This window comes from Rhodobacter sp. 4.3.4, assembly GCF_058724655.1.
Genome location: NZ_CM178967.1, coordinates 1851067 through 1875434, shown reverse-complemented (window position 1 = coordinate 1875434; position 24368 = coordinate 1851067). Strand labels below are relative to the sequence as shown.

Below are 24368 nucleotides of genomic sequence, written 5' to 3'. Positions count from 1 at the left end.
GCGTCGGAGGCCAAGCCATGAAACAGGGACGTGCCAACCGTTCCCTGCCGATGGAGTCCCCCATGCAGATTCGCGAGGCCCTCACCTTCGATGATGTCCTTCTGGTTCCCGCAGCCTCAAGCGTGCTGCCTTCGGAGGCCGATGTTTCGACCCGCGTGACGCGCTCGATCCGTCTGAACATTCCGCTTCTGTCCTCGGCGATGGATACGGTGACCGAGGCGAACATGGCCATCGCCATGGCGCAGGCGGGCGGCATGGGGGTGATCCACCGCAACCTGACGGTGGAAAAGCAGGCCTCGGAAGTGCGGCGGGTGAAACGCTTCGAATCCGGTATCGTCTACAACCCGATCACGCTGACGCCCGAGCAGACGCTTGCCGATGCGAAAGCGCTGCGCGAACGCTACAACGTCTCGGGCTTTCCGGTCGTCGATGTGGCGGGCAAGGTCGTCGGCATCGTGACGAACCGCGACATGCGCTTTGCCACCGATGACGCGACCCCGGTGCATGCGATGATGACGCGCGAGAATCTGGCGATGCTGCGCGAACCGGCCGACCGCGACGAGGCGATGAGCCTGATGAAAGCGCGCCGGATCGAGAAGCTGCTGGTGGTCAACGCCGATGGCAAGCTGACCGGGCTTCTGACGCTGAAGGACAGCGAGCATTCGGTGCTGCACCCGCAGGCCTGCAAGGATGACAAGGGCCGCCTGCGCGTCGCCGCCGCCTCGACCGTGGGGGATGCGGGCTATGAACGCTCGGTTGCGCTGATCGAGGCGGGCTGCGATCTGATCGTCATCGACACCGCGCATGGCCATTCCGAGGGTGTCGCGAAAGCGGTCGAGCGGATCAAGCTTTTCGCGCCCGGGGTGCAGGTCTGTGCGGGCAACGTGGCCACGGCCGAGGCGACGAAAGCGCTGATCGGGGCGGGCGCGGATGCGGTCAAGGTCGGCATCGGCCCGGGCTCGATCTGCACCACGCGGATCGTCGCGGGGGTCGGCGTGCCGCAGCTCTCGGCGATCATGGATGCCTGTTCGGGCGCGGGCGACATCCCGATCATTGCCGATGGCGGCATCAAATTCTCGGGCGATTTCGCGAAAGCCATCGCCGCGGGGGCGTCTTGCGCCATGGTGGGCAGCGCCATCGCGGGCACGGATGAATCCCCCGGCGAGGTGATCCTCTATCAGGGCCGGTCCTACAAATCCTACCGCGGCATGGGCTCGCTTGGCGCGATGGCGCGCGGCTCGGCCGACCGCTACTTCCAGAAGGACGCCGCCTCCGACAAGCTCGTCCCCGAGGGGATCGAAGGCCAGGTGCCCTACAAGGGCCCGGTGGCGACGGTCATCCACCAGATGGTGGGGGGGCTGCGCGCGGCGATGGGCTACACCGGCCATGCCACCGTGGCCTCGATGCAGGGCGGCTGCCAGTTCGTCCGCATCACCGGCGCCGGGCTGAAGGAAAGCCACGTCCATGACGTGCAGATCACCCGCGAAAGCCCGAACTACCGCATCGGCTGAACGGGGTCACAGATATGACAAAGGCCGGGGGAAACCCCGGCTTTTTGCGTTTTCCCCAAAGCCCTGCGCGCTCTTTCATCTTGCCATAAATATCCCGGGGGGTCCGGGGGGCAGCGCCCCCCGGCGGGTCGCCTCGGCTGTGCCCGAGGCGAAATCCAGCCGCGCGCCCCTCACCCGGCGCGGAAATGCTTGGCAAGCTTCAGCCCCTGGCCCTGATAGTTCGAGGCGATCCCGGCGCCGTAAAGCCGCTCCGGCCGTTCGGCCATGCGCTCATAGACCAGCCGCCCCACCACCTGCCCATGTTCCAGCACGAAGGGCGCCTCGTGGCAGCGCACCTCCAGCACGCCCTTGGAGCCTTCGCCCCCCGCCGCGCCATGGCCGAAGCCGGGATCGAAAAAGCCCGCATAATGCACGCGGAACTCGCCCACCATCGCCAGATAGGGCGCCATCTCGGCGGCGAAATCGGGCGGAATCACCACCGCCTCGCGGCTGACCAGAATGTAGAAGGCGCCGGGGTCCAGAATGATCCGCCCCTCGCGCGTGCGGACCTCCTCCCAGAAATCCGAGGCCGGGTAATGTGCGATCCGGTCCAGATCGATCACCCCGGTATGCGGCTTCGCCCGGTAGCCGACCAGATCGCCCTCTGCCGGGCGCAGATCGACGGAAAAGCCCAGACCATGGTCGATCACCGCCCCGCCGTGCCCGATACCGCTGACGAGCGGTTCGGCCGCATGCAGCGCCTTCAGCTCGGGGTCCGAGAGCGCCGCTTGCCCGGCGCGAAAGCGGATCTGGTTCAAACGCATCCCCGGCCGCACCAGCACCGAAAACGAGCGCGGGCAGATCTCGGCGTAAAGCGGCCCGGCGTAACCCTCGGGAATGCGGTCGAATTCGGAGCCGTCATCGGTGATCACCCGGGTCAGCAGATCGAGCCGCCCGGTCGAGCTTTTCGCATTCGAGACCGCGGTCAGACCGGCGGGCAGCGCCAGACGCTCCATCAGCGGCACCAGATAGACGCAGCCCTTTTCCAGCACCGCGCCCTCGGCCAGGCGCATCCGGTGCATCTCGAACTCGGCCAGTTTCGTCTCGACCCGCTGGCCACGCCCCGCCAGAAACGAGGCCCGGATGCGATAGGCAACTTCGCCCAGGCGCAGATCAAGGCTGGCGGGCTGGATCTGTTCCGTGGTCACCGGACGGGCGGCGGCAATCTCGCCGCGGGCGATCATCGCGCGCAGGGCGCGGTCGGGAAGAACACCATGCATCATCGCGGCCTCGCGCAACAGGAGTGGATCAAAAAAGAACGCCCACTCCGCAAGGAGTGAGCGTTCTTTTGATGGTCGGGCCGGTGAGATTCGAACTCACGACCTTCCGCCCCCCAGACGGACGCGCTAACCAGGCTGCGCCACGGCCCGACGAGGCGCATATAGAGCCATTGCGCCCCCGGGTGCAAGCGGCAAAACGCAATTTTTTGCACGGACTTGCGGGCGGGGGCGGCAGACATCCTCAGCGCCGCGCCGGAACCGGCCGGGGCGGCTGTGCCAGACGGCCCGCCAGCCGCACCAGACGGTCATGCGCCGCCAGAAGCCGCATCCGCTCGATCGGCGACAGCGCGTCGGGGGCAAAGCGCGTCAGATCCTCGCGCAAGGCGCCCAGAGGATTCGCCGTCGGATCGATCTGCCCGGCAGCGGCCAGCTCCACCTGCAGCGGCGCGGTGCCGCTCAGGATCAGCGACACCACCCGGTCGAGCGGATCGAATTCCGACGCCGGTTCGGGCGCAGGTTCCGGTTCGGGCTCCGGTTCGGGCGGGGCGGCAAAGACCAGAATCGGCTCGGGCGCGACGAAAGCAGGCACTGCCGGGAATGCGGCCACGGCCGAAACCGGCTCCGGTTCCGGCTCCACCACCGGCGCAGTCTCGGGCACAGTCTCGGGTTCAGGGACCGGCGCGGGTTTCGGCGCAGCTTTCGGAGGCGGCGCAATATAGTCGAACAACGAGCCCTGAATCGGCAGCTGCGGCGCCGGTTCCGGCGCAGGCGCAGGCTCCGGGGCGGGGGGCGGCACCGGCTCCGGCGCGGGATCGGGCGTCACCATCGCCGCGGGCCGCGCCAGCGGCCGGGGCGCGATGAAGCGATAGGCGATGTCCTCGAAGGGCGGTTCGTCCTCGATCTCCGCCGTTGTCTCGGGCGCCGTCTCGGGCGCCGCCGCGGCCAGCGGCAAGGCGGCTGGGTCCGGCTCGGGCAGGGGGGGCAGATCGGAGAGCGGCGCCGGTTCGGGCGGCTCCGCCTCGGCGGCCGCCCGCGCCGCGGCCGCGACCTGGGCGGCAAGTTCCGCCTCGGCCTTGGCCCTTGCCGCTTCCGCCCGGGCATTTTCCGCCTCGCGGCGCAGCCGCCGCAATTCTGCACGCACCGCCTCGGCCTCGCGGCGGGCCTGCTCGACCGCCGCCTGCGCCGCTTCCAGCGCCCGTGCCTCGGCCTCGATCCGGGCCCGTTCGATCCGCCGTTCCGCGTCGATCCGGTCCAGCTCCTCCGGGGTCAGCGTCGGCGCGACCTCGGCGTCCAAAGGCGCGGCAGCTGCGGCCTCCGGGAAAGAACCTGCCAGCCCCTCCGCGACCGGCTCTTCCGGCATTGCCTCGACAGTCGGTTCCGCTTCCCCGGGCAGAAGGCCCGAGTTCTCTGCTGCGACTTCCCCGGGCGCTTCCGTCAGCAGCCCCGCGACCGGCTCTTCCAGAGCCGTTTCGACGGTCGGTTCCGCTTCCCCGGGGAGGAGGGCGGGGTCTTCCGCGGTGAATTCTTCGGGCGCTTCGGTCAGCCGTTCCGGGGCCGGCTCTTCCAGAGCCGCTTCGACGGTCGGTTCCGCAGCCTCGGAGACAAAGGCCGGTTCTTCCTCGGTGAAGTCTTCGGACGCTTCCGCCAGCTGCTCCGCGACCGGCTCCTCCAGAGCCGCTTCGACAGTCGTTTCCGCTTCCTCGGCGACAAAAGCCGGTTCTTCCGCGGTGAATTCTTCGGGCGCTTCGGTCAGCCGGTCCGCGACCGGCTCCTCCAGAGCCGCTTCGACGGTCGGTTCCGCTTCCTCGGGGAGGAGGGCGGGGTCTTCCGCGGTGAAGTCTTCGGGCGCTTCGGTCAGCCGTTCCGGGACCGGCTCTTCCAGAGCCGTTTCGACAGTCGTTTCCGCTTCCTCGGCGACAAAAGCCGGTTCTTCCTCGGTGAAGTCTTCGGACTCTACCGCCAGCAGTTCCGCGACCGGCTTTTCCAGAGCCGCTTCCACAGTCGTTTCCGCTGCCTCGGGGAGGAGGGCGGGGTCTTCCGAGGTGAAGTCTTCGGGCGCTTCGGTCAGCAGTTCCGCTACCGGCTCCTCCAGAGCCGCGTCGACAGTCGGTTCCGCTTCCTCGGAGACAAAGGCCGGTTCTTCCTCGGTGAAGTCTTCGGGCGCTTCGGTCAGCCGGTCCGGGACCGGCTCTTCCAGAGCCGCTTCGACAGTCGTTTCCGCTGCCTCGGGGAGGAGGGCGGGGTCTTCCGCGGTGAAGTCTTCGGGCGCTTCTGCCAGAAGCTCCGGGACCGGCTCTTCCAGAGCCGCTTCAACCGTCAGCTCCGACTCCCAAGGAACAAAAGCCGGTTCTTCTGCCGCGCAGTCCTCGGACGCTTCGCCGAGAAGCTCCCGGACCGGCTCCTCGAGAACCGCTTCGGTGACAGGCTCCGCTTCCTCGGGCAGGACGTCCGAATCCTCTGCGGCGCAGTCCTCGGGCGGTTCCGCCAGAAGCTCCGCCACCGGCTGTTGCGCGACCGCCTGCTCTTCCACGATCGCCTCGGTGGCGGGGGGCGGCGCGGTCGGGCCCTCGGGGACGGGTTCGCGCGGCAGGTTCGCGCTCAGCATCTCGGCGCCAAGCGCCGAAACCTTTTTCGCGCCCTGCGCTTTCAGCCGCGCCTGCGCCTCCTTGATCGGCAGCGCCTCGACCTGCAGCAGATGCTTGATCCCCACCAGCAGCGCGACATCGGCCGGGCGGTAATAACGCCGCCCGCCCGCCCGCTTCACCGGCTTGATCTGCGGAAACTTGCTTTCCCAGAATCGCAGCACATGCGTCGGGGTTTCGAGGAGCTCTGCCACCTCGGTAATCGTGCGGAAGGCCTCGGCTGACTTCGTCATCGCGGCGCAATCATCCCCTGCTCGGGCTCAACTTGGGGACCGGTTCAACCGGTCCTATTTTGCATTGCCTTCGGCAACCCGGTCCTTCATCAGATGCGAGGGCCGGAACGACAGCACCCGACGCGGCGAAATCGGCACTTCCTCGCCGGTCTTCGGGTTGCGCCCCATGCGCGAGGTCTTGTCGCGCACGGAAAACGTGCCAAAGGACGAGATCTTGACCGTCTCGCCGCGCACCAGCGCGTCGGACATATGTTGCAGCACGGTTTCGACCAGCTGCGCGGATTCGTTTCGGCTCAGCCCGACTTCGCGGAACACGGCTTCGCTCAAATCCATGCGGGTCAGGGTTTTCTCTGACATCTCAATCCCCCCGGAACGATATGGCTCACGATGGGGGCAAGTATTTCCCGAGTCAATATCAATGGCTTGCGCGGCAAGGTTGAGACAGCTTTTTCCGCCGCAATCGCGTCTTTACCAGCGCAGGACCACCGATCCCCAGGCCAGACCGCCGCCAATCGCCTCGGTCACGATCAGATCGCCCGCCTTGATCTGCCCGCGCGCCCGTCCCGTCGAAAGCGCCAGGGGAATCGATGCGGCAGAGGTGTTGCCGTGATCGGCCACCGTCACCACCACCCGCTCCATCGGCACCCCCATCCGTTCCGCCGTGGCGGTGATGATGCGCAGGTTCGCCTGATGCGGCACGATCCAGCTCACGTCGTCGGGGGTCAGACCGGCCTTATCAAGCGCCGTATGCGCGGTCTCGGCCAGTTTTTGCACCGCATGCTTGAACACCGCATTGCCCTGCATGCGCAGATGGCCGGAGCGGCCGTTGGTCGACACCCCGCCATCGACGTAAAGCAATTCCCGGTAGCGGCCGTCCGAATGCAGATCGCTCGACAGGATGCCGCGGTCGGCAGCGGTGCCCGTGCCCTCGGCCGCCTCGACGATCAGCGCCCCGGCGCCGTCGCCAAACAGAACGCAGGTGCCGCGATCGGCCCAGTCCATGATCCGCGAAAAGGTCTCGGCGCCGATCACCAGCACGCGCCTGGCCTGACCCGAGAGGATCAGCCCGTTCGCATTCGCCAGCGCGAAGACGAAGCCGGCGCAGACCGCCTGCACGTCATAGGCAAAGGCGTTGGTATTGCCCAAGCCCGCCTGCACCATCGTCGCGACCGAGGGGAAGGTGAAATCCGGCGTCGAGGTGGCCACCACGATCGCGTCGATATCGCCCGCGCTCAGGCCCGCATCGGCCAGCGCCGCCTCGGCCGCCCTGATCGCCAGCTGCGAGGTGGTCTCCCCCTCGGCGGCGAAATGGCGCCGCTCGATCCCGGTCCGGGACCTGATCCATTCATCCGTCGTGTCGAGCTTGCCCTCGAACTCGGCATTCTCCACCACGCGCGCGGGCAGATAATGCCCCACGCCACGGACCACCGCTCTGATCGTCATTTTGCGTTCTCGATTCCTGCCTCCGCCGAGGCTGCATCCTGACCGTTTGCTGACGCAAGGGCAACCCGGGCCGCAAGACGTTCGGCAAAGCCCAGACCGGCGAGCCGCGCCGCAAGGTCGATCGCCGCCGCTACCCCGGTCGCATCGGCGCTGCCATGCGACTTGATCACGGTGCCGTTCAGGCCAAGGAACACCCCGCCATTGACCCGGCGCGGGTCGATCTTCGCCTTCAGCCGCTTCAGTGCCCCCACGGCCAGCAACGCCCCGATCTTCGCCAGCCAGCTCGAGGTGAAAGCCTCGCGCATCAGCTCGCCCGCGAATTTCGCCGTGCCCTCGCCGGTCTTCAGCGCCACATTGCCGGTGAAACCATCGGTGACGATCACATCGACGCGCGATCCGGGCAGGTCGGTGCCCTCGACGAAGCCGACGAATTCATAGCCGCCGGGCTCCTGCATCGCGCCGATCATCTCGGCGGCGGTCTTCAGCTCGGCATGGCCCTTGTGTTCCTCGGTGCCGACATTGAGCAGCCCGACCCGCGGCCGTTCAAGGCCAAGCGCGTTGCGGGCATAGGAAGAGCCCATCAGCGCATAGGTCAGCAGATCCCGGGCCTCGGCTTTCACATCCGCGCCCATGTCCAGCATGATATTGAAACCCGAGGGGTTCTTGCTCGGCCAGAAGGCGGCGATGGCAGGCCGGTTCACGCCTTTGACCTTGCGCAGCCGCAGCATCGACACCGCCATCAGCGCGCCGGTATTGCCGCAAGACACCGCGACCTGCGCCGCGCCGTCGCGCACCGCATCGATCGTCGACCACATCGAGGTGTCCTTGCCGCCGCGCATCACCGCCGAGGGCTTGTCATGCATCGTCACCACGCCGGTGGCGTGGCGGATCGTCACGCAGGACGACAGCTTGCGCGCCGCCACCAGCGGCGCCAGCTCGGCTTCGGGGCCGTGCACCAGAAAGTGCAGATCGGGATAGGTCCGGCGCGCCAGCGCAATCCCGTCAAGGACGGCGGCGGGGCCCCGGTCCCCCCCCATTGCATCGATCGACAGCACGAGCGGGGCGGAAACCGGGACGCCGGAAATCAAAGCGCCGGACATGTCCGGCGCTTGAGCGGCTGCAGGACAGCCGCAACTTGACGTAACGTCAGCTTCTGCTCCCACCGCGGTCGTCTCCTGTTTGAACAGTTTGACCATGGCGGAGGGACGGGCTTACGCCGCGTCGTCGTCCAGATCGACTTCGGTCGCTTGCGCAACCACTTCGCGGTCGTCGTAGTGGCCGCAGGCGCCGCAAACGTGGTGCGGGCGCTTCAGCTCGCCACAGTTCGGGCACGAAGCCGGGTTGGCGGCCACAAGGGCGTCATGCGCGCGGCGCATGTTACGACGGGAGCGCGTGACTCGGTTCTGCGGGACGGCCATGTGTCTAACCTCGGTTCTGGGGGCGCAAGGCCCTGTTTTGCCTGGGGTTTCGTCACGGCAGCCAGAGGCGGACCGGGGGCGAACCCTGCGTTCGAATGAGGCCGGGAACATACTGGAGTTCCGCCCCGTTGCAAGCCCTTTTTGCAGCTTTTTTCGGCACCGTCACAACCGCGTCGCAATCGGGCCGGAATGCCGCGCTCAGGACTTGTCGTCTTCCCCCCCGGCCTTGCCGCCCAGAAGGCTTTTCAGATTGGCGAAGGGACGGGTGTCCTCGTCGCGGATCGGCGCGGCCCCGGGCGGGGCGGCCTGGGCCGCGACCGGTGCGGCATCGGGCGCATGCGGATAAAGCGGCAGCGCCAGTTCCAGCACCTCAAGCGCGACCGCGCCCAGATCGATGCGGTCGGGCAGCGGTTCGGCATCGGTATCCTCGGGGATCTCGATCTCGTCGCCGGTGGGCATCTCCATCTGCGCCAGATAGCGCCGGGCGACGGTTTCGCGCAGATCGGTGGTGACGGGCGCCAGCGTCACCACGCAGGCCTGCACGGCGCGGGCGGTGAATTCGGCGTCCAGCGCCCAGTCGGAGCGGCCGGTGGGCGTCAGCGTGCCCTTGAGCCGCAGGCTTTCCAGCGCCTCGATCCCCGCCCAGGCGGCGATGGCGGCGCAGGTGGCGGCGTCGGGGGCGATGTCGAAGCGGGTGGGCTTGCGCGCGGCCAGCTCGGCGGGGCGCAGCGCATGGCTGAAGGGCAGGGCATCGGTGTCGGTCATCACGGTCTCCGGGATCGCAGGCGGGTCAGGATGGTCGAGGCGCTTGAGGGCGGCGGCATCCTGTTGTAATCGGGATAGAAGGCCCGAGGTCACGAGGCAAGAGGGGGTAGGCTTGAGCAGCAGGTTCGGAATTCGCCGCATGGCGCGTCATGTCATCGTTGCGGCGGTGCTGGTCGCGGCGGGCTGCACCCCGATCTATCAGAACCACGGCTATGTGCCGACCGAAACCGACCTGGCGAAGATCGAAGTCGGCAAAAGCTCGCGCGAGGAGGTCTCGGCGGTGATCGGCCGTCCCTCCTCGATGGGGGTTCTGCAGGGCTCGGGCTGGTTCTATGTCGGCTCGCGCTGGAAGCATTACGGCGCGCGCGCGCCGCAGGAAATCGACCGGCAGGTGGTGGCGATCAGCTTCGACGACAAGGGCATGGTCGAGAATGTCGAGCGCTTCGGGATGGAGCGGGGCGAGGTCGTGGTGCTGTCGCGTCGGGTGACGAAGAGCAATATCAAGGGGCTGGGCCTGATCCGCGAGCTGATGGGCTCGTTCGGGCGGGTGTCGGCGGGCAAGCTGCTCAAGGAATGACCGGGCCGGGACCCCGCACCGGGTCCCGTCCCGCGGACCCGGCCGCAAGGGGCGCTTCGGTCGCAGCCGAATGTCTTTTCGCTGTCAGGTCTTTGCCGTAGGATCGGTGCGACTGATCCGGGGGAGCCGATGTTTTCGCTTTCGAGGGGCCGTTACGCGGCCCGACTCGCGCAATCGCAGGCGGATGTGCAGGCGGCGCAGGCGCTGCGCTGGCGGGCTTTCGTCTCGGCCCGCGGGCGGGGGCTGGCCGCCGCCGAGGCGCTCGATGCCGATGCTTTCGACGCGGCCTGCCGCCATGTGCTGGTCGAGGAGGTGGGCAGCGGCCGGCTGGTGTGCTGCTTCCGCCTGCTGCCGCTGGAAAGCGGGCGCGAGCTGCACCGCAGCTATTCGGCGCAATTCTATGACCTGACGCCGCTTTCGGCCTATGCCGGGCGGATGCTGGAGATGGGGCGGTTCTGCGTCGATCCCGACTGCCGCGATCCCGATATCCTGCGCCTCGCCTGGGGGGCGGTGACGCGGCTGGTCGATGCCGAGGGAATCGGGATGCTGTTTGGCTGCTCGTCTTTCCTGACCACCGATTTTGACAGCTGCGCCGATGCTTTCGCGGTTCTGGCCGAACGCCATCTGGCGCCGAAGCGCTGGCGGGTGCGGGTGAAAGCGCCGAAGGTGATCCGCTATGCGCGCCAGCTTCTGGGGCGCAAGGGCGATCCGAAACAGGCGATGCTGAAGATGCCGCCGCTGTTGCGGTCCTATCTGGGCATGGGCGGCTGGGTTTCCGATCATGCGGTGGTCGATGAGGATCTGGGCACGCTGCATGTCTTTACCGGACTTGAAATCGGCGCGATCCCGCCCGAGCGCGCCCGCGCGCTGCGGCTGGTGGCCGGGTAGGGGGCAGCGCCCCCTCCCCGTTGACCTTTTCGCGCCGCCCGGCTAGCGGAAGGACATGGCACGCGCACCTCTTCTTCAGCTCTCCTCGATCTCGCTGACCTTCGGCGGTACTCCCCTTTACGACGGGCTTGACCTGACCGTGCAGGAGGGCGACCGGGTTGCGCTTGTCGGCCGCAACGGCTCGGGCAAATCGACGCTGATGAAGGTGATGGCGGGGCTGGTCGAACCCGATCAGGGCGCCCGCACCGTGCCCACCGGCACCCGCGTCGGCTATATGGAGCAGGAGCCGGATCTTTCGGCCTTTGCGACGCTGGGCGATTATGCCGCCTCGGGGCTCTCCGAGGCCGAGCGCTACCGTATCGAGATGGTGGCCGAGGGGCTGAAATTCCGTCCCGATGCGCCGGTTGCCACCGCCTCGGGCGGGGAACGGCGCCGCGCCGCGCTGGCGAAGCTTCTGGCCGAGGCGCCCGAGCTGATGCTGCTCGACGAGCCGACGAACCATCTGGATGTTCAGGCGATCGGCTGGCTGGAAGACTATCTGCGCGACACCCGCACGGCCTATGTGCTGATCTCCCACGACCGCGCCTTTTTGCGCCATCTGACGCAGGCGGTGCTGTGGATCGACCGCGGCCAGGTGCGGCGGCTCGAGAAGGGCTTCGAGCATTTCGAGGACTGGCGCGAGACGCTTTGGGCCGAGGAGGACGAGGCCCGCCACAAGCTGGACCGCAAGATCAAGGCCGAGGCGAAATGGGCGGTCGAGGGGATTTCGGCCCGCCGCAAACGCAACATGGGCCGGGTCCGCGCGTTGCAGGCGCTGCGGGCCGAACGCGCCGGGCAGATCCGCCGACAGGGCACCGCCTTGATGGAGCTGGAAAGCGGTCCAGCCTCGGGCAAGCGGGTGATCGAGGCGAAGGGGCTGGAGAAACGCTTCGGCGACAAGGCGATCGTCAAGGGCTTCGATCTGCGCGTGCTGCGCGGCGACCGGGTGGCTTTCGTTGGCCCGAACGGCGTGGGCAAGACCACGCTTCTGAAAATGCTGACCGGCGAGCTGGCCCCCGATGCGGGGACGGTCGCCCATGGCACCAACCTCGAGATGGCGGTCTTCGATCAGACCCGCTCGACGCTGGATTTCTCGATGACGCTCTGGGACGGGCTGGTGAACGATCCCGAGATGCGGGTCTCGGGCCGGTCCGATCAGGTGATGGTGCGCGGCCAGCCCAAACATGTCGTGGCCTATCTCAAGGATTTCCTGTTCGATGAGCAACAGGCCCGGGCGCCGATCGGCTCGCTTTCGGGGGGCGAGAGGGCGCGGCTTTTGCTGGCGCGGATCATGGCAAAGCCGTCGAATCTTCTGGTGCTCGACGAGCCGACGAACGATCTGGATGTCGAAACCCTTGATCTGCTGCAGGATATTCTGGGCGACTATGACGGCACCGTGCTTCTGGTCAGCCACGACCGCGATTTCATCGACCGTGTCGCCAGCACGACGATCGCGATGGAGGGGGACGGCCGCGCCACCGTCTATGCTGGCGGCTGGAGCGATTATCAGACGCAAAAGGCGCTGACCGCCCCCGCCGCTGCCGCCGCGCCCGAAAAGACCGCACCGAAAAAACCGGCCGAGGCGCCGAGGGACGCGCCGAAGAAAACCGGCCTGACCTTCACCGAAAAGCACCGGCTCGAGGCGCTGCCCGGGATCATGGAAAAGCTCGAACGCGAGATCGGCAAGCTGCACGAGCTGCTTTCGGACCCCGATCTGTTCACCCGCGAGCCGGTGAAATTCGCCAAGGCCTCGCAGATGCTGGTCGAACGCGAGGCGGCGCTGGCCGCGGCCGAGGAAGAATGGCTGGCTCTGGAGGAAAAGGCGGCGTCGTGACCTGGCCCGGGGCGCAATCCGCGCTGGCTCCGGCCGCTCCTCTGTGGGATGCTCTCCGCAGTCGTCCGCTGTCACATGAGGTCGCGATGAAATATCTTCCGTTGCTGCTGCTGGCGCTGGCAGCCTGCACCGAGGCCGCCCCGCCCGCTGGCAAAGCTGTGGGCATGGCCAATCCGGCCTCTGTCTTCTGCGTCGATCAGGGCGGCGAGGTGCTGCTCAACGACCTGACCCCGGGGGGCGATGCCATCTGCAAGCTGCCCGACGGGCGCAAGGTCGGCGAATGGGAATATTACAACGAACACCACCGCCCCGGGTCCGCCGTGCCCGCTGACGCAGCGTAACGTTCAAACCGGCTTTCGATTTTTCCTGGTGGAAATACGCTGCGGGGGTCCGGGGGCGCAAAGCCCCCGGCCTTTTCGCGGGGGATTGCATGACCACGGGCCCACTCACCGGACTGCGCATCGTCGAAATCTCGGGCCTTGGTCCGACGCCCTTCACCGCGCAGCTGATGGCCGACATGGGGGCCGAGGTGATCCGCATCGCCCGCCCCGGCGCCCGGGGGGCTGCGGCGCATGTGCTGGGGATGGCGGTCGATCCGCTCGACCGGGGCCGCGACGTGCTGGAGCTGGATCTGAAATCCCCCGAGGGCCGGTCGGTCGCGCGCCAGCTGATCACCCGCGCCGATGCGCTGATCGAGGGGATGCGGCCCGGCGCGATGGAGCGGCTGGGTCTTGGCCCGGATGCCTTTCCCGAAAACCCGCGGCTGGTTTACGGCCGGATGACCGGCTGGGGCCAAAGCGGGCCGCTGGCGCAGACCGCGGGGCATGACATCAATTACATCGCGCTTTCGGGGGCACTTGGCTGCATCGGCACCGCCGAAACGCCGGTGCTGCCGCTGAACCTTGTCGGTGATTTCGGCGGCGGCGGGCTTTACCTGGCCTTCGGGATGCTGGCGGCGATTCTTCATGCCCGCGCCACTGGGCAGGGGCAGGTGGTCGATGCGGCGATCACCGACGGGGTGGCGCATCTGATGGGGATGATCTCGGGGCTGGCGGGGCAGGGGCTCTGGGCGGCGCCGCGCGGTGGCAATCTGCTCGATGGCGGCGTGCCCTATTACACCACCTATCGCTGCGGCTGTGGCGGGCATTTCGCCATCGGCCCGCTGGAAGATAAATTCTGGGCGGAATTCCAGCGCCTTGCGGGCTTTGCCCCGGGCGAGCTGCCCGACCGGGATGACCCCGGCAACTGGCCCGCTCTGCGCGCGGCGCTGCAGGCGCGGTTTGCCGAGCGCAGCCGGGCGGAGTGGGAGGCGATCTTTGACGGCTCGGATGCCTGCGCGACGCCGGTGCTGAGCCTGAGCGAAGCGGCGGCGCATCCGCACAACCGCGACCGCGGCGCCTATCTGGCGCATGAGGGGCTGATGCAGCCCGCCCCGGCGCCGAAGCTTTCGCGCACGCCCGGCGCGATCGGGGCCGGGTCGGCGCAAACCCGGATCTCGGCGGAAACGGCGCTGGCGCGCTGGGGGCAGACCTGAAAAAGGGGGCCGCAGCCCCCTTTGGAAACGCAAGCTGACGCGATCAGCCGCGTTCGTCGGCGATGATTTGCGCCATCACCTCGGCAGGGGCATAGCCGCGCAGGAGCTGCCCGCCGACGACAAAGGCGGGCGTGCCCGCAATCGCCATCCGCTCGGCCAGCTGCGCATTCGTCCGCAGCACCGCCGTCACCTCCTCGGTGTTCATCCGCGCCAGCACTGCCTTGGCGTCGATCTTCTGCGCCTCGGCCAGCCGCTGCAGACTGTCGAGCGTGATGTCGCCGCGCACCGCCATCAGCGCGTCATGCACCTTTTCATAGGCCGCGTCGCCCGCCACCTGCCGCGTCGCCACCGCGAACCGCGCCGCCAGCACCGATTGCTCCGACAGGATCGGGAATTCCTTGACCACGAACCGGATCTTGTCGTCCTTTTTCAACACCTCTTCGACGACCTCATAGGCCTTCTTGCAATAGGTGCATTTGTAATCAATGAATTCGACCATCGTCACGTCGCCCTCCGGGTTGCCGCCAACCCAGTCGCCCGCGAAATGAAACAGGTCCTCGGCATTCGACTGCACCAGAACCTTGTCATTGTCGGCCTGCGCCGCCTGCTGGCGTTCCTCGAGCTTGTTGATCGCCTCGACCAGAACCTCGGGGTTTTCCATCAGATAGGTTTTCACCGCCTCGCCGAAGGCGGCCTTGTCCGCGGCACTCATCGCCGAAAGGTCCAGCGCGGCGGCAGGCGTGCCAAGAACGGCGGCCATCGTCAGGGCGGCAAGGGAGAGGTGTTTCATCGTGGTCCTTTCGGGGCCGTATCAGATCGGCGCGAGAGTGGCCAAAGCCCGCCGCCTGCGCAAGGGAAAAGCAGACCGGCCTTGCCGGTTTCGCCATTGACCCGGGACGCGCGCGGGCCTATGGCCGCCGCGAAACCACGGAGGAAGCGATGCGTTTTTCGAACCGGGGACAGGTCGATCCCTTCATCGTGATGGATGTGATGGAAGCCGCCCGCGCGGCCGAGGCGGCCGGTCGGCACATCATCCATATGGAGGTGGGGCAGCCCTCGACGCCTGCGCCGCGGCTTGCGCGGCAGGCCATGGCGGCGGCGCTGGAGCGGGAGAGCCTCGGCTATACGGTGGCGCTTGGCCTGCCCGAGCTGCGCCGCGGCATCGCCGATCTGTACAAACGCTGGTATGGCGTCGATCTGAACCCCGACCGGGTTGTCGTCACGCCGGGCTCTTCGGGGGCCTTCATCCTCGCCTTTTCGGCGCTCTTCGATGCGGGCGACCGGGTGGCTTTGGGGGCGCCCGGCTATCCGAGCTATCGGCAGATCCTGCGCGCGATGTCGGTGACGCCGGTCGATATCCTGACCCGGGCCGAGAACCGCTTCCAGCCCGTGCCGTCCGAGATCCCCGAGGGGGTGCAGGGGCTGATCGTCGCCTCGCCGGGCAATCCGTCCGGCACGATGCTGGGCCGGGCCGAGCTTGCCGCGCTGATGACGGCGGCGGCCGAGCGCGATCTGGCCTTCGTTTCGGACGAGATCTACCACGGGCTGCATTATGAAAACCGCGCCGTCTCGGCGCTGGAAATCGGCGACGCGGCCTTTGTGATCAACTCTTTCTCGAAATATTTCTCCATGACCGGCTGGCGGCTGGGCTGGATGGTGGTGCCCGAAACCCATATCCGCACCGTCGAGCGGCTGGCGCAGAACCTGTTCATCTGCCCGCCCCACGCGTCGCAAATCGCGGCCCTTGCCGCGCTCGACGCGACCGAGGAGCTGGAGGCGAACCGGGCCGTCTATGCGGCGAACCGGGCCTTGATGCTGGACCGTCTGCCGAAGGCGGGCTTCACCAAGATCGCGCCGCCCGATGGTGCCTTCTATATCTATGCCGATGTCTCCGACCTGACCACCGACAGCCGCGCCTTCGCGGCGGAAGTGCTTGAAAAGGCAGGCGTTGCCGTCACGCCCGGGCTTGATTTCGACCCGGTGCGCGGCGCCACCACTTTGCGCTTTTCCTATGCCCGGGCGACGGCGGATATCGAGGAGGGCCTCGACCGGCTCGCCCGTTTCATGGCGAACCGCTGAGCGGGATTCCCGTGCCGGGGCGCTTGCGCTATAATGGCGAAAAACGGAGCAGGCATGGCACGGATCTTCCTCGTTCTCGCGGCGCTTTTGGCGCTCGCGGTCCCCGCATCGGCGCGGGAGCCGCAGCTTTCGGCTTTGGCCCGGCTTGAGCCTGCGCGCACCTCTGTCGCGCAGCCCTCGGCCTTCGTGACCGAGGTGACGCTGGGCCTGAGCCAGCCGGTGCCGTTCCGCGCCTTTTTGCTCGATAATCCGCCGCGGCTGGTCGTTGATTTCCGCGAGGTGGATTTTTCCGCCGCCAATCCAAAGGATTACGCGCAAAAGGGGCTTTTGGGCGAAATCCGCTGGGGGGCGTTTCGGCCTGGCTGGTCGCGCTTTGTGGCCGAGCTGACCGGGCCGGTGCGGCTGGTCTCGGCCGAGGAGCGCACGGGCGCGGCGCCGAACCTGCATCTGGTGCTCGAACGGGTCGAGGCGACCGAGTTCGCCGCCCGCGACGGTGCCGCGCAATCGGCGCTATGGGATCTGCCGCAGCCGGTGCCGACCGCCACGCCGCATCGGCGGCAGGACGGATCGGCGCCGCTGCGGGTGGTGCTGGACCCGGGGCACGGCGGGCTTGACCCCGGCGCCGAGGCGGATGGCTATTCCGAAGCCGTGCTGGTGCTGACCTTCGCGCGCGAGCTGAAAGAGGCGCTGACCCGGGCAGGCATCGAGGTGAAGATGACGCGCGAGGAAAACATCTTCGTGCCGCTCGATACTCGGCTGACGCTGGCGCATGAGTTCGAAGCCGATCTGTTCCTGTCGCTGCATGCCGATGCCCTGCCCGAGGGCGAGGCGATGGGGGCGACGGTCTATCTGTTTGACGAGACTGCCTCGGACAGCGCGGCACAGAAACTGGCCGAGCGGCATGACCGCGCCGATCTCTTGGCCGGCGTCGATCTGGCGGGCCATGACGATGCGGTGGCGGGGGTGCTGATGGATCTGGCCCGGACCGAGACGCAGCCCCGCGCGGTGCGCTTCGGGCAGGTGCTCTCGGGCGCGATCAAGAGCGAGGGGCTGCGCATGCATCGCCATCCGGTGCAGGGGGCGGATTTCGCCGTGCTGCGCTCGCCCGACATTCCCTCGGCGCTGCTGGAGCTTGGCTTCATGTCCTCGGATATCGACCGGGCGCGGCTGCATGATGCGGCCTGGCGGACGCAGATGGTGGCGGCGATCACCGCGGGGGTGCAACGCTGGGCCAAGGCCGATGCCGCCGAGGCGCGGCTGTTGCGGCAGTAATCCGGCGCCGCGTCTGCCCCTTTTTGCAATGCGCTGAATGCATGGCCGAATCGCGCCCAGCGAATGGGTGGCGGTTTTTCGCGGCCATGGCGTTGGAATCGCTCATTTTTTGGGCAGCAACTTTGCGGCTGTGCAAATCGGCATTAACATTTCGCAAGGTTTTGCAACATTTTTGACAGGTTTCGTCGCGGGCATCGACGGGCGCGCGCAAGAATCTTTCGCTGCGCTGCCGCGAGGCTTTGCGGATCGGTAAGGCGACGATACCGAGACCCGTCAAAATGAGGAGGACGGGATGACACCCATGCATGAGAAGATCCTCGCCAAGCCCGAGTTCAAAGCGCTCGTGGCCCGGCGGAACCGGTTTTCGCTGACCCTGACGGCGCTGATCTGCACCGTTTATGCGGCTTACATCGGCTTTGCGATCCTGCTGCCCGCGGCTTTTGCGGCGCCGCTTCTGGGGTCGTGGAGCACCGGGCTGATCGCCGGTTTCGGCGTGCTGGCGCTGTCCTTCCTTTTGACCGGCCTCTATTCGCACCGCGCCAATGGCGAGTTCGACCGGATGCTGAAATCCGTTCTGCGCAACTGAGGCCGATGATGACCCGTTATATTCTTGCGGCGGCGCTGACCGCCTTTGCCGGTCCGGCCCTTGCGGCGGGCGAGGCGATCCAGGGCGCGGTGCAGCAGGCGCCGACGAACTGGACCGCGATCGCGATGTTCCTGTTCTTTGTCGTGGCCACGCTGATCCTGACCGGCTGGGCGGCGAAACGCACCAAATCCACCGCCGATTTCTACACCGCGGGCGGTGGCATCACCGGCTTTCAGAACGGTCTGGCCATCGCGGGCGATTACATGTCGGCGGCGGCGTTTCTGGGCATTTCCGGCATGGTCTTCGCCAAGGGTGTCGATGGCGCCATCTATACGGTCGGCTTCACCGTCGGCTGGCCCTTCATTCTGTTCCTGATCGCCGAGCGGCTGCGCAATCTGGGCAAGTTCACCTTTGCCGACATCACCTCGTTCCGGCTGGAGCAGACGCGCATCCGCACGCTTTCGGCGCTTGGCGCGCTGACGGTCGTGGTCTTCTACCTGATCGCGCAGATGGTCGGGGCGGGCAAGCTGATCCAGCTTTTGTTCGGTCTTCCCTATAGTTACGCGGTGATCCTCGTGGGGGTGCTGATGGTGCTTTACGTCACCTTCGGCGGCATGCTGGCCACGACCTGGGTGCAGATCGTCAAGGCGGTGATGCTGCTCTCGGGGGCGACGCTGCTGGTGGTCCTTGGCCTTGCGCAATTCGGTTTCTCGCCCGAGCGGCTGATGGCCGAGGCGCTGGCCAATCATGCCAAGGGCGCCGAGATCCTGCAGCCGACGCCCTTGGTGACGGATTGGGTTTCGGGCGTGTCGCTGGCGCTGGCGCTGATGTTCGGCCCGGCCGGTCTGCCGCATATCCTGATGCGCTTCTTCACCGTGCCCGACGCCAAAGAGGCGCGCAAATCCGTCTTCTATGCCACGGGATTCGTTGCTTATTTCTTCGTCCTGACGACGGCGATCGGCTTCCTTGCCATCACCCTTGTCGGCAAGAACCCCGAGTTCCTCGATGCCAAGGGCATCATCGGCGGTGGCAACATGGCGGCCATTCACCTGGCGCAGGCGGTGGGCGGGAACATCTTCCTTGGCTTCATCTCGGCGGTGGCTTTCGCGACGATTCTGGCGGTGGTCTCGGGGCTGGCGCTGTCGGGGGCCTCGGCGGTTGCGCATGATCTTTACGCCAATGTGGTGAAAAAGGGGGCTGCGGCCGACAAGGCGGAGATGCGGGTCTCGCGCATTGCGACGCTGGTGCTGGGCGTGCTGGCGATTGTGCTGGGGCTGATGTTCGAGAACCAGAACATCGCCTTCATGGTGGGTCTGGCCTTCGGTCTGGCGGCTTCGGTGAACTTCCCGGTGCTGTTCCTGTCGATCTTCTGGAAGGGCATGACGACGCGCGGTGCCTTCATCGGCGGGCTGATCGGGCTGGTCACTTCGATCCTGCTGGTGGTGCTGGGTCCGGCGGTCTGGGTCGATGTGTTCAAGTTCGAGACGGCGATCTTCCCCTGGTCGCAATATGCGCTGTTCTCGATGGCGACGACCTTCATCGCGATCTGGGTCTTTTCGGTCACCGACACATCGGCCCGGGCGGCGCGGGACAAGGCGGGCTATGATGCGCAATTCGTGCGCTCGGAAACCGGGCTTGGCGCGGCAGGGGCGGTGGCGCATTGAGCTTTCGCCTCGGGCCTTGCCCGAGGCGACCCGCGGGGGGCTTCGCCCCCCGCACCCCCCAGGAAAAGGGCGTATTTTGCCAAGGAAAAGCACAGACGCGGTGCGACTTCACCGTTTCGAAAGGCTCCGCTGCGGCGGGGTCTTTTCGTTTTGCTCCAAGGCGGTTAGGTGTGAAGCAAAGGAGTGCCCATGACCCCCGCTGCCCGTATTGCCGCTGCCATCACGCTGCTTGACGCCATCGCGGCGGGCGAGCCGGCGGAGCGGGCGCTGACGAACTGGGGGCGGGCGCATCGCTTTGCCGGATCGGGGGATCGGGCGGCGCTGCGCGATCATGTCTATGACGCGCTGCGCTGCCGGGGCAGTTTTGCCGCGCTTGGCGGGGCGGCGGACGGGCGCGGGCTGATGCTGGGGATGTGCCGGGCGGCGGGGTTCGATCCGGCCACTGTCTTCACCGGGGCGGGCCATGCCCCGGCGGCTTTGACCGGGGCGGAGGCGGCAGCGCTTGCAAGGCCTGTGCCCGCAGCGGCGGATCTGGCTGCAAGCGATTGGCCGGACTGGCTTTTGGGGCAGCTGCGCGCTGATCTGGGGGCCGATTTCGACGCCGTTTCCGAAGCGATGCGGGCGCGGGCGCCGGTCTTTTTGCGGGTCAATCTGGCCAGGGCCAGCGTGGCCGGGGCGGCGCAGGCGCTGGCGCAGGAGGGGATCGGCACCGAACCGCATCCGCTGGCGGCCACGGCGCTGCGGGTTCTGTCAGGGGCGCGCAGGATTGCCGCGTCACAGGCCTATCTGCAGGGGCTGGTCGAGTTGCAGGATGTCGCCTCGCAGGCGGTTCTGGGCGGGCTTTTGCTGCCCGAGGCGGCGCGGGTGCTGGATTATTGCGCGGGCGGGGGCGGCAAGGCGCTGGCGCTGGCGGCGGCGCATCCCGGGGCGCGGATCACCGCGCATGACATTGACCCGGGCCGGATGAAGGACATTCCCCCGCGCGCCACGCGGGCCGGGGCGCGGATCGCGCTGGCCGCGCCGGGCAAGGTCTCGGGCGTCTTCGATCTGGTGCTGGTCGATGCACCCTGTTCGGGCTCGGGGACCTGGCGGCGGACGCCCGAGGCGAAATGGCGCCTGACCCCGGCGCGGCTGGCCGAGCTGACGGCGCTGCAAGATCAGATCCTCGCGCGGGCCGCGGGCCATGTTGCGCCGGGCGGGCAGCTTCTTTACATGACCTGTTCGCTGCTTTCCGCCGAGAATGACGCGCGGATCGCGGTCTTTGTGCAGCGCGGCGGATTCGCGCTTGCGGAGTGCCGCCGCTATTCCCCGCGCGACGGGGGGGACGGGTTCTTCGCGGCGCGTCTGTGTCGGTTGTGAACGTAACGAGAACTTTCGTGATACATCTTTAGGTTGAGCGCTGTTTTTGTTAATCAGGCTTTAACCGAAATGACCCGCAATGCGAGGAAACGATTCTGCGCAGGAAGACGCCAGTGGTACATCCCGATCAGCCCATGCAGGCCCTTGGCCGGTCCGCGGCCCTGATTGCGCCCGGGGCTTTGGTGCTGCTTGTGCTTGGCCTTCTGGCCGGGACGGCGGGGTATTTCGTGCAAGATCGGGTGCTGACGACGCTTCTGCTCTCGATGTCGGGCAGTTTCCTGCTGCTGGCTGTCGTGGCGAAGCTGGCGCAGCGGTATCTGGCGCGGCGGCGTCTGCAGGTTGCGGGGGCGATTTCCGCCTTCATCATGCATGATGCCTCGCCCTCTTTCACCACCGATGCCGAGGGCGAGATCGGCTATCAGAACCGCGCCGCGGTCGAGCGGTTCGGCACGCGCGAGGGGCAGACGCTGACCCGGGCTTTGGGCGAGATCTTTGCCAATCCCGGGGCGATGCTGACGCGGCTGCAGTCGAAGGCGGCGGCGCTTGGCGCGGCGCGCGAGGATATGGTGACGCGGCGCGGCCATGTGCGGCTTTCGGTGCATCAGATCGAGGGCGGCGGTTTCCTGTGGCGGCTTGAAGACATGGCCGAGCGGCCGGTGGGCGGGCGCGGCGCGGAGAGCATCTCGCTGCCGATGCTGACGGCCTCGAAATCGGGCACGATCCTGTTCATGAACGAAGCCCTGCGGCGGCTGGTGGGCGAGCGCGTCCGCACGCTGGATCGCATTTTTACCGAAATGCCGATCCGGTCTGGCGAGGAACAGGAGATCACCACGATCGAAGGGCCGTTGCGCTGCATGGTGGCGCAGATCGAGGGGGCGAGCGGGCGTGACGAGATTTATCTGATGCCCGTCGCGCCGGGCCGGGCGCCCTCGACCGATCCGGTTTCGTTCGAGGCCCTGCCGGTGGCGCTGATGCGGCTGACGGTGGATGGCCGGGTGATCGAGGTGAACCGGGCCGCGCGCGGGCTTCTGGGGCAGATCCCGGCCTCGACGAAGCTGTCGGAGCTGTTCGAGGGGCTGGGGCGTCCGGTCGATGACTGGGTGGTCGATGCGGTGGCCGGGCGGACGGAACGCCGCCCCGAGGTGCTGCGGGCGCGGCGCGGCGACCGCGAGGTGTTCTTGCAGGTGACGCTGGCGCGGGTGATCGAGGAGGGGCGGCCGGGGCTGATTGCGGTGCTCTCGGATGCGACGCAGCTGAAGACGCTGGAAGGCCAGTTCGTGCAAAGCCAGAAGATGCAGGCGATCGGTCAGCTTGCGGGCGGCGTTGCGCATGATTTCAACAACTTGCTTACGGCGATTTCGGGGCATTGCGATCTCTTGATGCTGCGCCACGACAAGGGCGACCCCGATTACACCGATCTGGACCAGATCAGCCAGAACGCCAATCGGGCGGCCTCGCTGGTCGGTCAGCTTCTGGCGTTTTCGCGCAAGCAGACGCTGAAGCCGCGGATCATCGACCTGCGCGACACGCTGTCGGATCTGACGCATCTGCTGAACCGGCTGACTGGCGAAAAGGTCGTGCTGACGCTGACGCATGACCCCAATCTGGCGCCGATCCGGGCCGACAAGCGCCAGCTGGAACAGGTGATCATGAATCTGGTGGTGAACGCCCGCGACGCGATGCCGGGCGGGGGCGAGATCCGGATCGAGACCGAGAACCTGCATCTGATCGAGGATCTCAAACGCGATCGCGCCGCGGTGCCAAAGGGCAATTATGTCGTCGTGAAAGTGACCGACGAGGGGGTGGGGATCCCGGCCGACAAGCTGGGCAAGATCTTTGAACCCTTCTACACGACGAAGAAACCGGGCGAGGGGACGGGGCTGGGGCTTTCGACCGCCTACGGGATCGTCAAGCAGACCGGCGGCTATATCTTCTGCGATTCCGTGCTCGGTTCGGGCACCTGTTTCACGCTCTTCCTGCCGGCGCATGACCGGCCCTCGGAGATCGAGCAGGAACCGGCGCAACCGACGATGGAGCTGCCAAGCATCGAGGAGAATTCCGCCGCGATGGTGCTTCTGGTCGAGGATGAGGCGCCGGTGCGGGCCTTTGCCTCGCGGGCGCTGAAACTGCGCGGCTACACCGTCTTCGAGGCCGAGAATGCCGAAGAGGCGCTGCGGATTCTGGAAGATGATCAGCTGCAGTTCGACGTGTTCGTCACCGATGTGATCATGCCCGGCCTGGATGGTCCGACCTGGGTTGCCGAGGCGCTGAAGACCCGGCCGGGCACCGCCGTCGTCTTCGTCTCCGGCTATGCCGAGGACGTGTTCCGCGAAGGCCGCCCGCCGACCCCGAATTCGGTGTTCCTGCCCAAGCCCTTCTCGCTGAGCGAGCTGACGGCGACGGTGCAGAACCAGATCGCCCGGCGGGCGCGGGGCTGAGGGCGGTCAGGCGAGGCTGTCGTAAAGCCGGAAATCGGCGGCCATCGCCTGTTTCAGCGCCGCCTCGGTCTGCGGCTGCAACGCCACATCCGCCGCGGGCGGCACGTTCACCCGCGCAAGGGTGATGGCGCAATCGAGCCGGTCTTCGAGGAAATCCATGAACGCGTCGATCTCCTCGTAGCGGAAGATGCGATCAACCAGCGGTTTGCCTTCCGGGCTACACAGATGCGCCGATTGCGAGCCGATATCGGCCTGCGGCGAGGGCTTCGGCGCCATGTAATCCTGCGCGAAAGCATCGAAGCTTTTGCCTGCCATCGGGTGATCGGGGTCTTCCATGTCGTCGCGGGTGCGGAACCGATACCAGGAGCGCAGCCAGCCGATCGGCTCGCGCATCAGCGCGACGGTGGTGAAGGGCGCCCCCGCCCGGGCGGCCAGCCAGGGGGCGAGCACCTGATGATAGTCGCTGGCGCTCATGTGCTTCATCGGGGCGGGACGCTGCATCGAGACGCTGGCGAGTGATTCGAGCGCCACTTCGACCGCGGTCGAGCCCGCCTTGGGCGTGGCCAGGAAGACCAGCCGTTGTTCCCAGAATATCAGCATGTTCCGGTGCCTCCCGAGACGTTCCGCCCCTGCTTACTGAAAGACCCCGGTGCGGTAAAGCCGGGCCGCACCCTGTCCGCGTCTTGCGCACCTGAGCCGATTGCCGGGGCGGATTGTGGAAAAATTGATTGCAATGTTCCGCAATTGTACTCATATGATGAGAACAAGACGGGAACGGATGCGATGCGCTCGGTCGATTGCCGCGCGGCACGCCCTGTGGGATAAGG

Annotated in this window: 22 protein-coding genes and 1 tRNA gene; 13 read left to right on the top strand and 10 right to left on the bottom strand. The window is 67.1% G+C overall.

The features are described from left to right. Window positions 1–62: 62 nt before the first annotated feature. Complete coding sequence (gene guaB / locus AC4PTB_RS09060; RefSeq protein WP_492192615.1) at window positions 63–1511, top strand: IMP dehydrogenase; 1449 nt, start codon at window positions 63–65, stop codon at window positions 1509–1511. 170 nt (window positions 1512–1681) lie between these two features. Here the strand turns inward: guaB and AC4PTB_RS09055 are convergent, their stop codons facing one another. The 8 genes from AC4PTB_RS09055 to AC4PTB_RS09020 all read right to left on the bottom strand — a co-directional run bounded on the left by AC4PTB_RS09055 (window position 1682) and on the right by AC4PTB_RS09020 (window position 9271). Continuing rightward, the gene (locus AC4PTB_RS09055; RefSeq protein WP_492192614.1) at window positions 1682–2770 is read right to left on the bottom strand and encodes a 2'-deoxycytidine 5'-triphosphate deaminase; all 1089 of its coding nucleotides are present in this window, start codon (window positions 2768–2770) and stop codon (window positions 1682–1684) included. Between the two features lie 72 nt (window positions 2771–2842). Next, window positions 2843–2920: transfer RNA gene (locus tag AC4PTB_RS09050), tRNA-Pro, on the bottom strand. A 91-nt stretch (window positions 2921–3011) separates the two neighbouring features. After that, window positions 3012–5645 (bottom strand): MerR family transcriptional regulator, encoded by a 2634-nt coding sequence (locus AC4PTB_RS09045; RefSeq protein WP_492189663.1) that lies wholly within the window; start codon window positions 5643–5645, stop codon window positions 3012–3014. A 54-nt stretch (window positions 5646–5699) separates the two neighbouring features. Continuing rightward, window positions 5700–6002 carry an integration host factor subunit alpha gene (gene ihfA / locus AC4PTB_RS09040; RefSeq protein ID WP_013067636.1) on the bottom strand — a complete coding sequence of 101 codons (303 nt, stop codon included), beginning with the start codon at window positions 6000–6002 and terminating at the stop codon, window positions 5700–5702. A 111-nt stretch (window positions 6003–6113) separates the two neighbouring features. Further along, entirely contained in the window at window positions 6114–7088 is a 975-nt protein-coding gene (locus AC4PTB_RS09035; protein WP_492189662.1) for a beta-ketoacyl-ACP synthase III, read from the bottom strand. Next, window positions 7085–8188, bottom strand: coding sequence for a phosphate acyltransferase PlsX (gene plsX, locus AC4PTB_RS09030; RefSeq protein WP_492189661.1), 1104 nt, complete (start codon window positions 8186–8188; stop codon window positions 7085–7087). Before plsX ends, AC4PTB_RS09035 begins: the two co-directional genes overlap by 4 nt. Window positions 8189–8299: 111 nt before the next feature. Next, entirely contained in the window at window positions 8300–8506 is a 207-nt protein-coding gene (rpmF, locus tag AC4PTB_RS09025) for a 50S ribosomal protein L32 (protein WP_023912988.1), read from the bottom strand. 198 nt (window positions 8507–8704) lie between these two features. Next, entirely contained in the window at window positions 8705–9271 is a 567-nt protein-coding gene (locus tag AC4PTB_RS09020; RefSeq protein ID WP_492189660.1) for a YceD family protein, read from the bottom strand. 139 nt (window positions 9272–9410) lie between these two features. Here AC4PTB_RS09020 and AC4PTB_RS09015 point away from each other — a divergent pair, with 139 nt between their 5' ends. The 5 genes from AC4PTB_RS09015 to AC4PTB_RS08995 all read left to right on the top strand — a co-directional run bounded on the left by AC4PTB_RS09015 (window position 9411) and on the right by AC4PTB_RS08995 (window position 14143). Then, entirely contained in the window at window positions 9411–9848 is a 438-nt protein-coding gene (locus AC4PTB_RS09015; RefSeq protein ID WP_492189659.1) for an outer membrane protein assembly factor BamE, read from the top strand. Window positions 9849–9977: 129 nt separating this feature from the next. Continuing rightward, the gene (locus AC4PTB_RS09010) at window positions 9978–10736 is read left to right on the top strand and encodes a GNAT family N-acetyltransferase (protein WP_492189658.1); all 759 of its coding nucleotides are present in this window, start codon (window positions 9978–9980) and stop codon (window positions 10734–10736) included. A gap of 55 nt (window positions 10737–10791) precedes the next feature. After that, a complete protein-coding gene (locus AC4PTB_RS09005; protein WP_492189657.1) occupies window positions 10792–12609 on the top strand; it encodes an ABC-F family ATP-binding cassette domain-containing protein in 1818 nt (605 codons plus the stop codon). A gap of 86 nt (window positions 12610–12695) precedes the next feature. Further along, window positions 12696–12950 (top strand): putative hemolysin, encoded by a 255-nt coding sequence (locus AC4PTB_RS09000; protein WP_492189656.1) that lies wholly within the window; start codon window positions 12696–12698, stop codon window positions 12948–12950. Between the two features lie 89 nt (window positions 12951–13039). After that, window positions 13040–14143 (top strand): CaiB/BaiF CoA transferase family protein, encoded by a 1104-nt coding sequence (locus AC4PTB_RS08995; protein WP_492189655.1) that lies wholly within the window; start codon window positions 13040–13042, stop codon window positions 14141–14143. Window positions 14144–14186: 43 nt separating this feature from the next. On the opposite strand, the gene AC4PTB_RS08990 is transcribed toward AC4PTB_RS08995, so the two are convergent. Further along, entirely contained in the window at window positions 14187–14933 is a 747-nt protein-coding gene (locus tag AC4PTB_RS08990) for a DsbA family protein (RefSeq protein WP_492189654.1), read from the bottom strand. A 149-nt stretch (window positions 14934–15082) separates the two neighbouring features. Between AC4PTB_RS08990 and AC4PTB_RS08985 the strand changes: the two genes are divergently transcribed. The 7 genes from AC4PTB_RS08985 (at window position 15083) to AC4PTB_RS08955 (ending at window position 23541) form a co-directional block, all read left to right on the top strand. After that, window positions 15083–16222: a pyridoxal phosphate-dependent aminotransferase gene (locus AC4PTB_RS08985; RefSeq protein WP_492189653.1), complete on the top strand. Its 1140-nt coding sequence runs from the start codon at window positions 15083–15085 to the stop codon at window positions 16220–16222. Window positions 16223–16276: 54 nt separating this feature from the next. Next, window positions 16277–17494, top strand: coding sequence for an N-acetylmuramoyl-L-alanine amidase (locus tag AC4PTB_RS08980; RefSeq protein ID WP_492189652.1), 1218 nt, complete (start codon window positions 16277–16279; stop codon window positions 17492–17494). A 37-nt stretch (window positions 17495–17531) separates the two neighbouring features. Further along, a complete protein-coding gene (locus tag AC4PTB_RS08975) occupies window positions 17532–17747 on the top strand; it encodes a hypothetical protein (protein ID WP_492189651.1) in 216 nt (71 codons plus the stop codon). A 39-nt stretch (window positions 17748–17786) separates the two neighbouring features. Further along, window positions 17787–18080, top strand: coding sequence for a DUF485 domain-containing protein (locus tag AC4PTB_RS08970; RefSeq protein ID WP_492189650.1), 294 nt, complete (start codon window positions 17787–17789; stop codon window positions 18078–18080). Between the two features lie 8 nt (window positions 18081–18088). Then, on the top strand, window positions 18089–19744 hold the full coding sequence (locus tag AC4PTB_RS08965) for a cation acetate symporter (protein WP_492189649.1): 1656 nt from the start codon (window positions 18089–18091) through the stop codon (window positions 19742–19744). A gap of 189 nt (window positions 19745–19933) precedes the next feature. Continuing rightward, window positions 19934–21103, top strand: coding sequence for an RsmB/NOP family class I SAM-dependent RNA methyltransferase (locus AC4PTB_RS08960; RefSeq protein WP_492189648.1), 1170 nt, complete (start codon window positions 19934–19936; stop codon window positions 21101–21103). A 134-nt stretch (window positions 21104–21237) separates the two neighbouring features. Then, window positions 21238–23541 (top strand): ATP-binding response regulator, encoded by a 2304-nt coding sequence (locus AC4PTB_RS08955; protein ID WP_492192613.1) that lies wholly within the window; start codon window positions 21238–21240, stop codon window positions 23539–23541. Window positions 23542–23547: 6 nt separating this feature from the next. Here AC4PTB_RS08955 and AC4PTB_RS08950 read toward each other — a convergent pair whose 3' ends face one another. Continuing rightward, the gene (locus AC4PTB_RS08950) at window positions 23548–24141 is read right to left on the bottom strand and encodes a hypothetical protein (RefSeq protein WP_492189647.1); all 594 of its coding nucleotides are present in this window, start codon (window positions 24139–24141) and stop codon (window positions 23548–23550) included. Window positions 24142–24368: the final 227 nt, after the last annotated feature.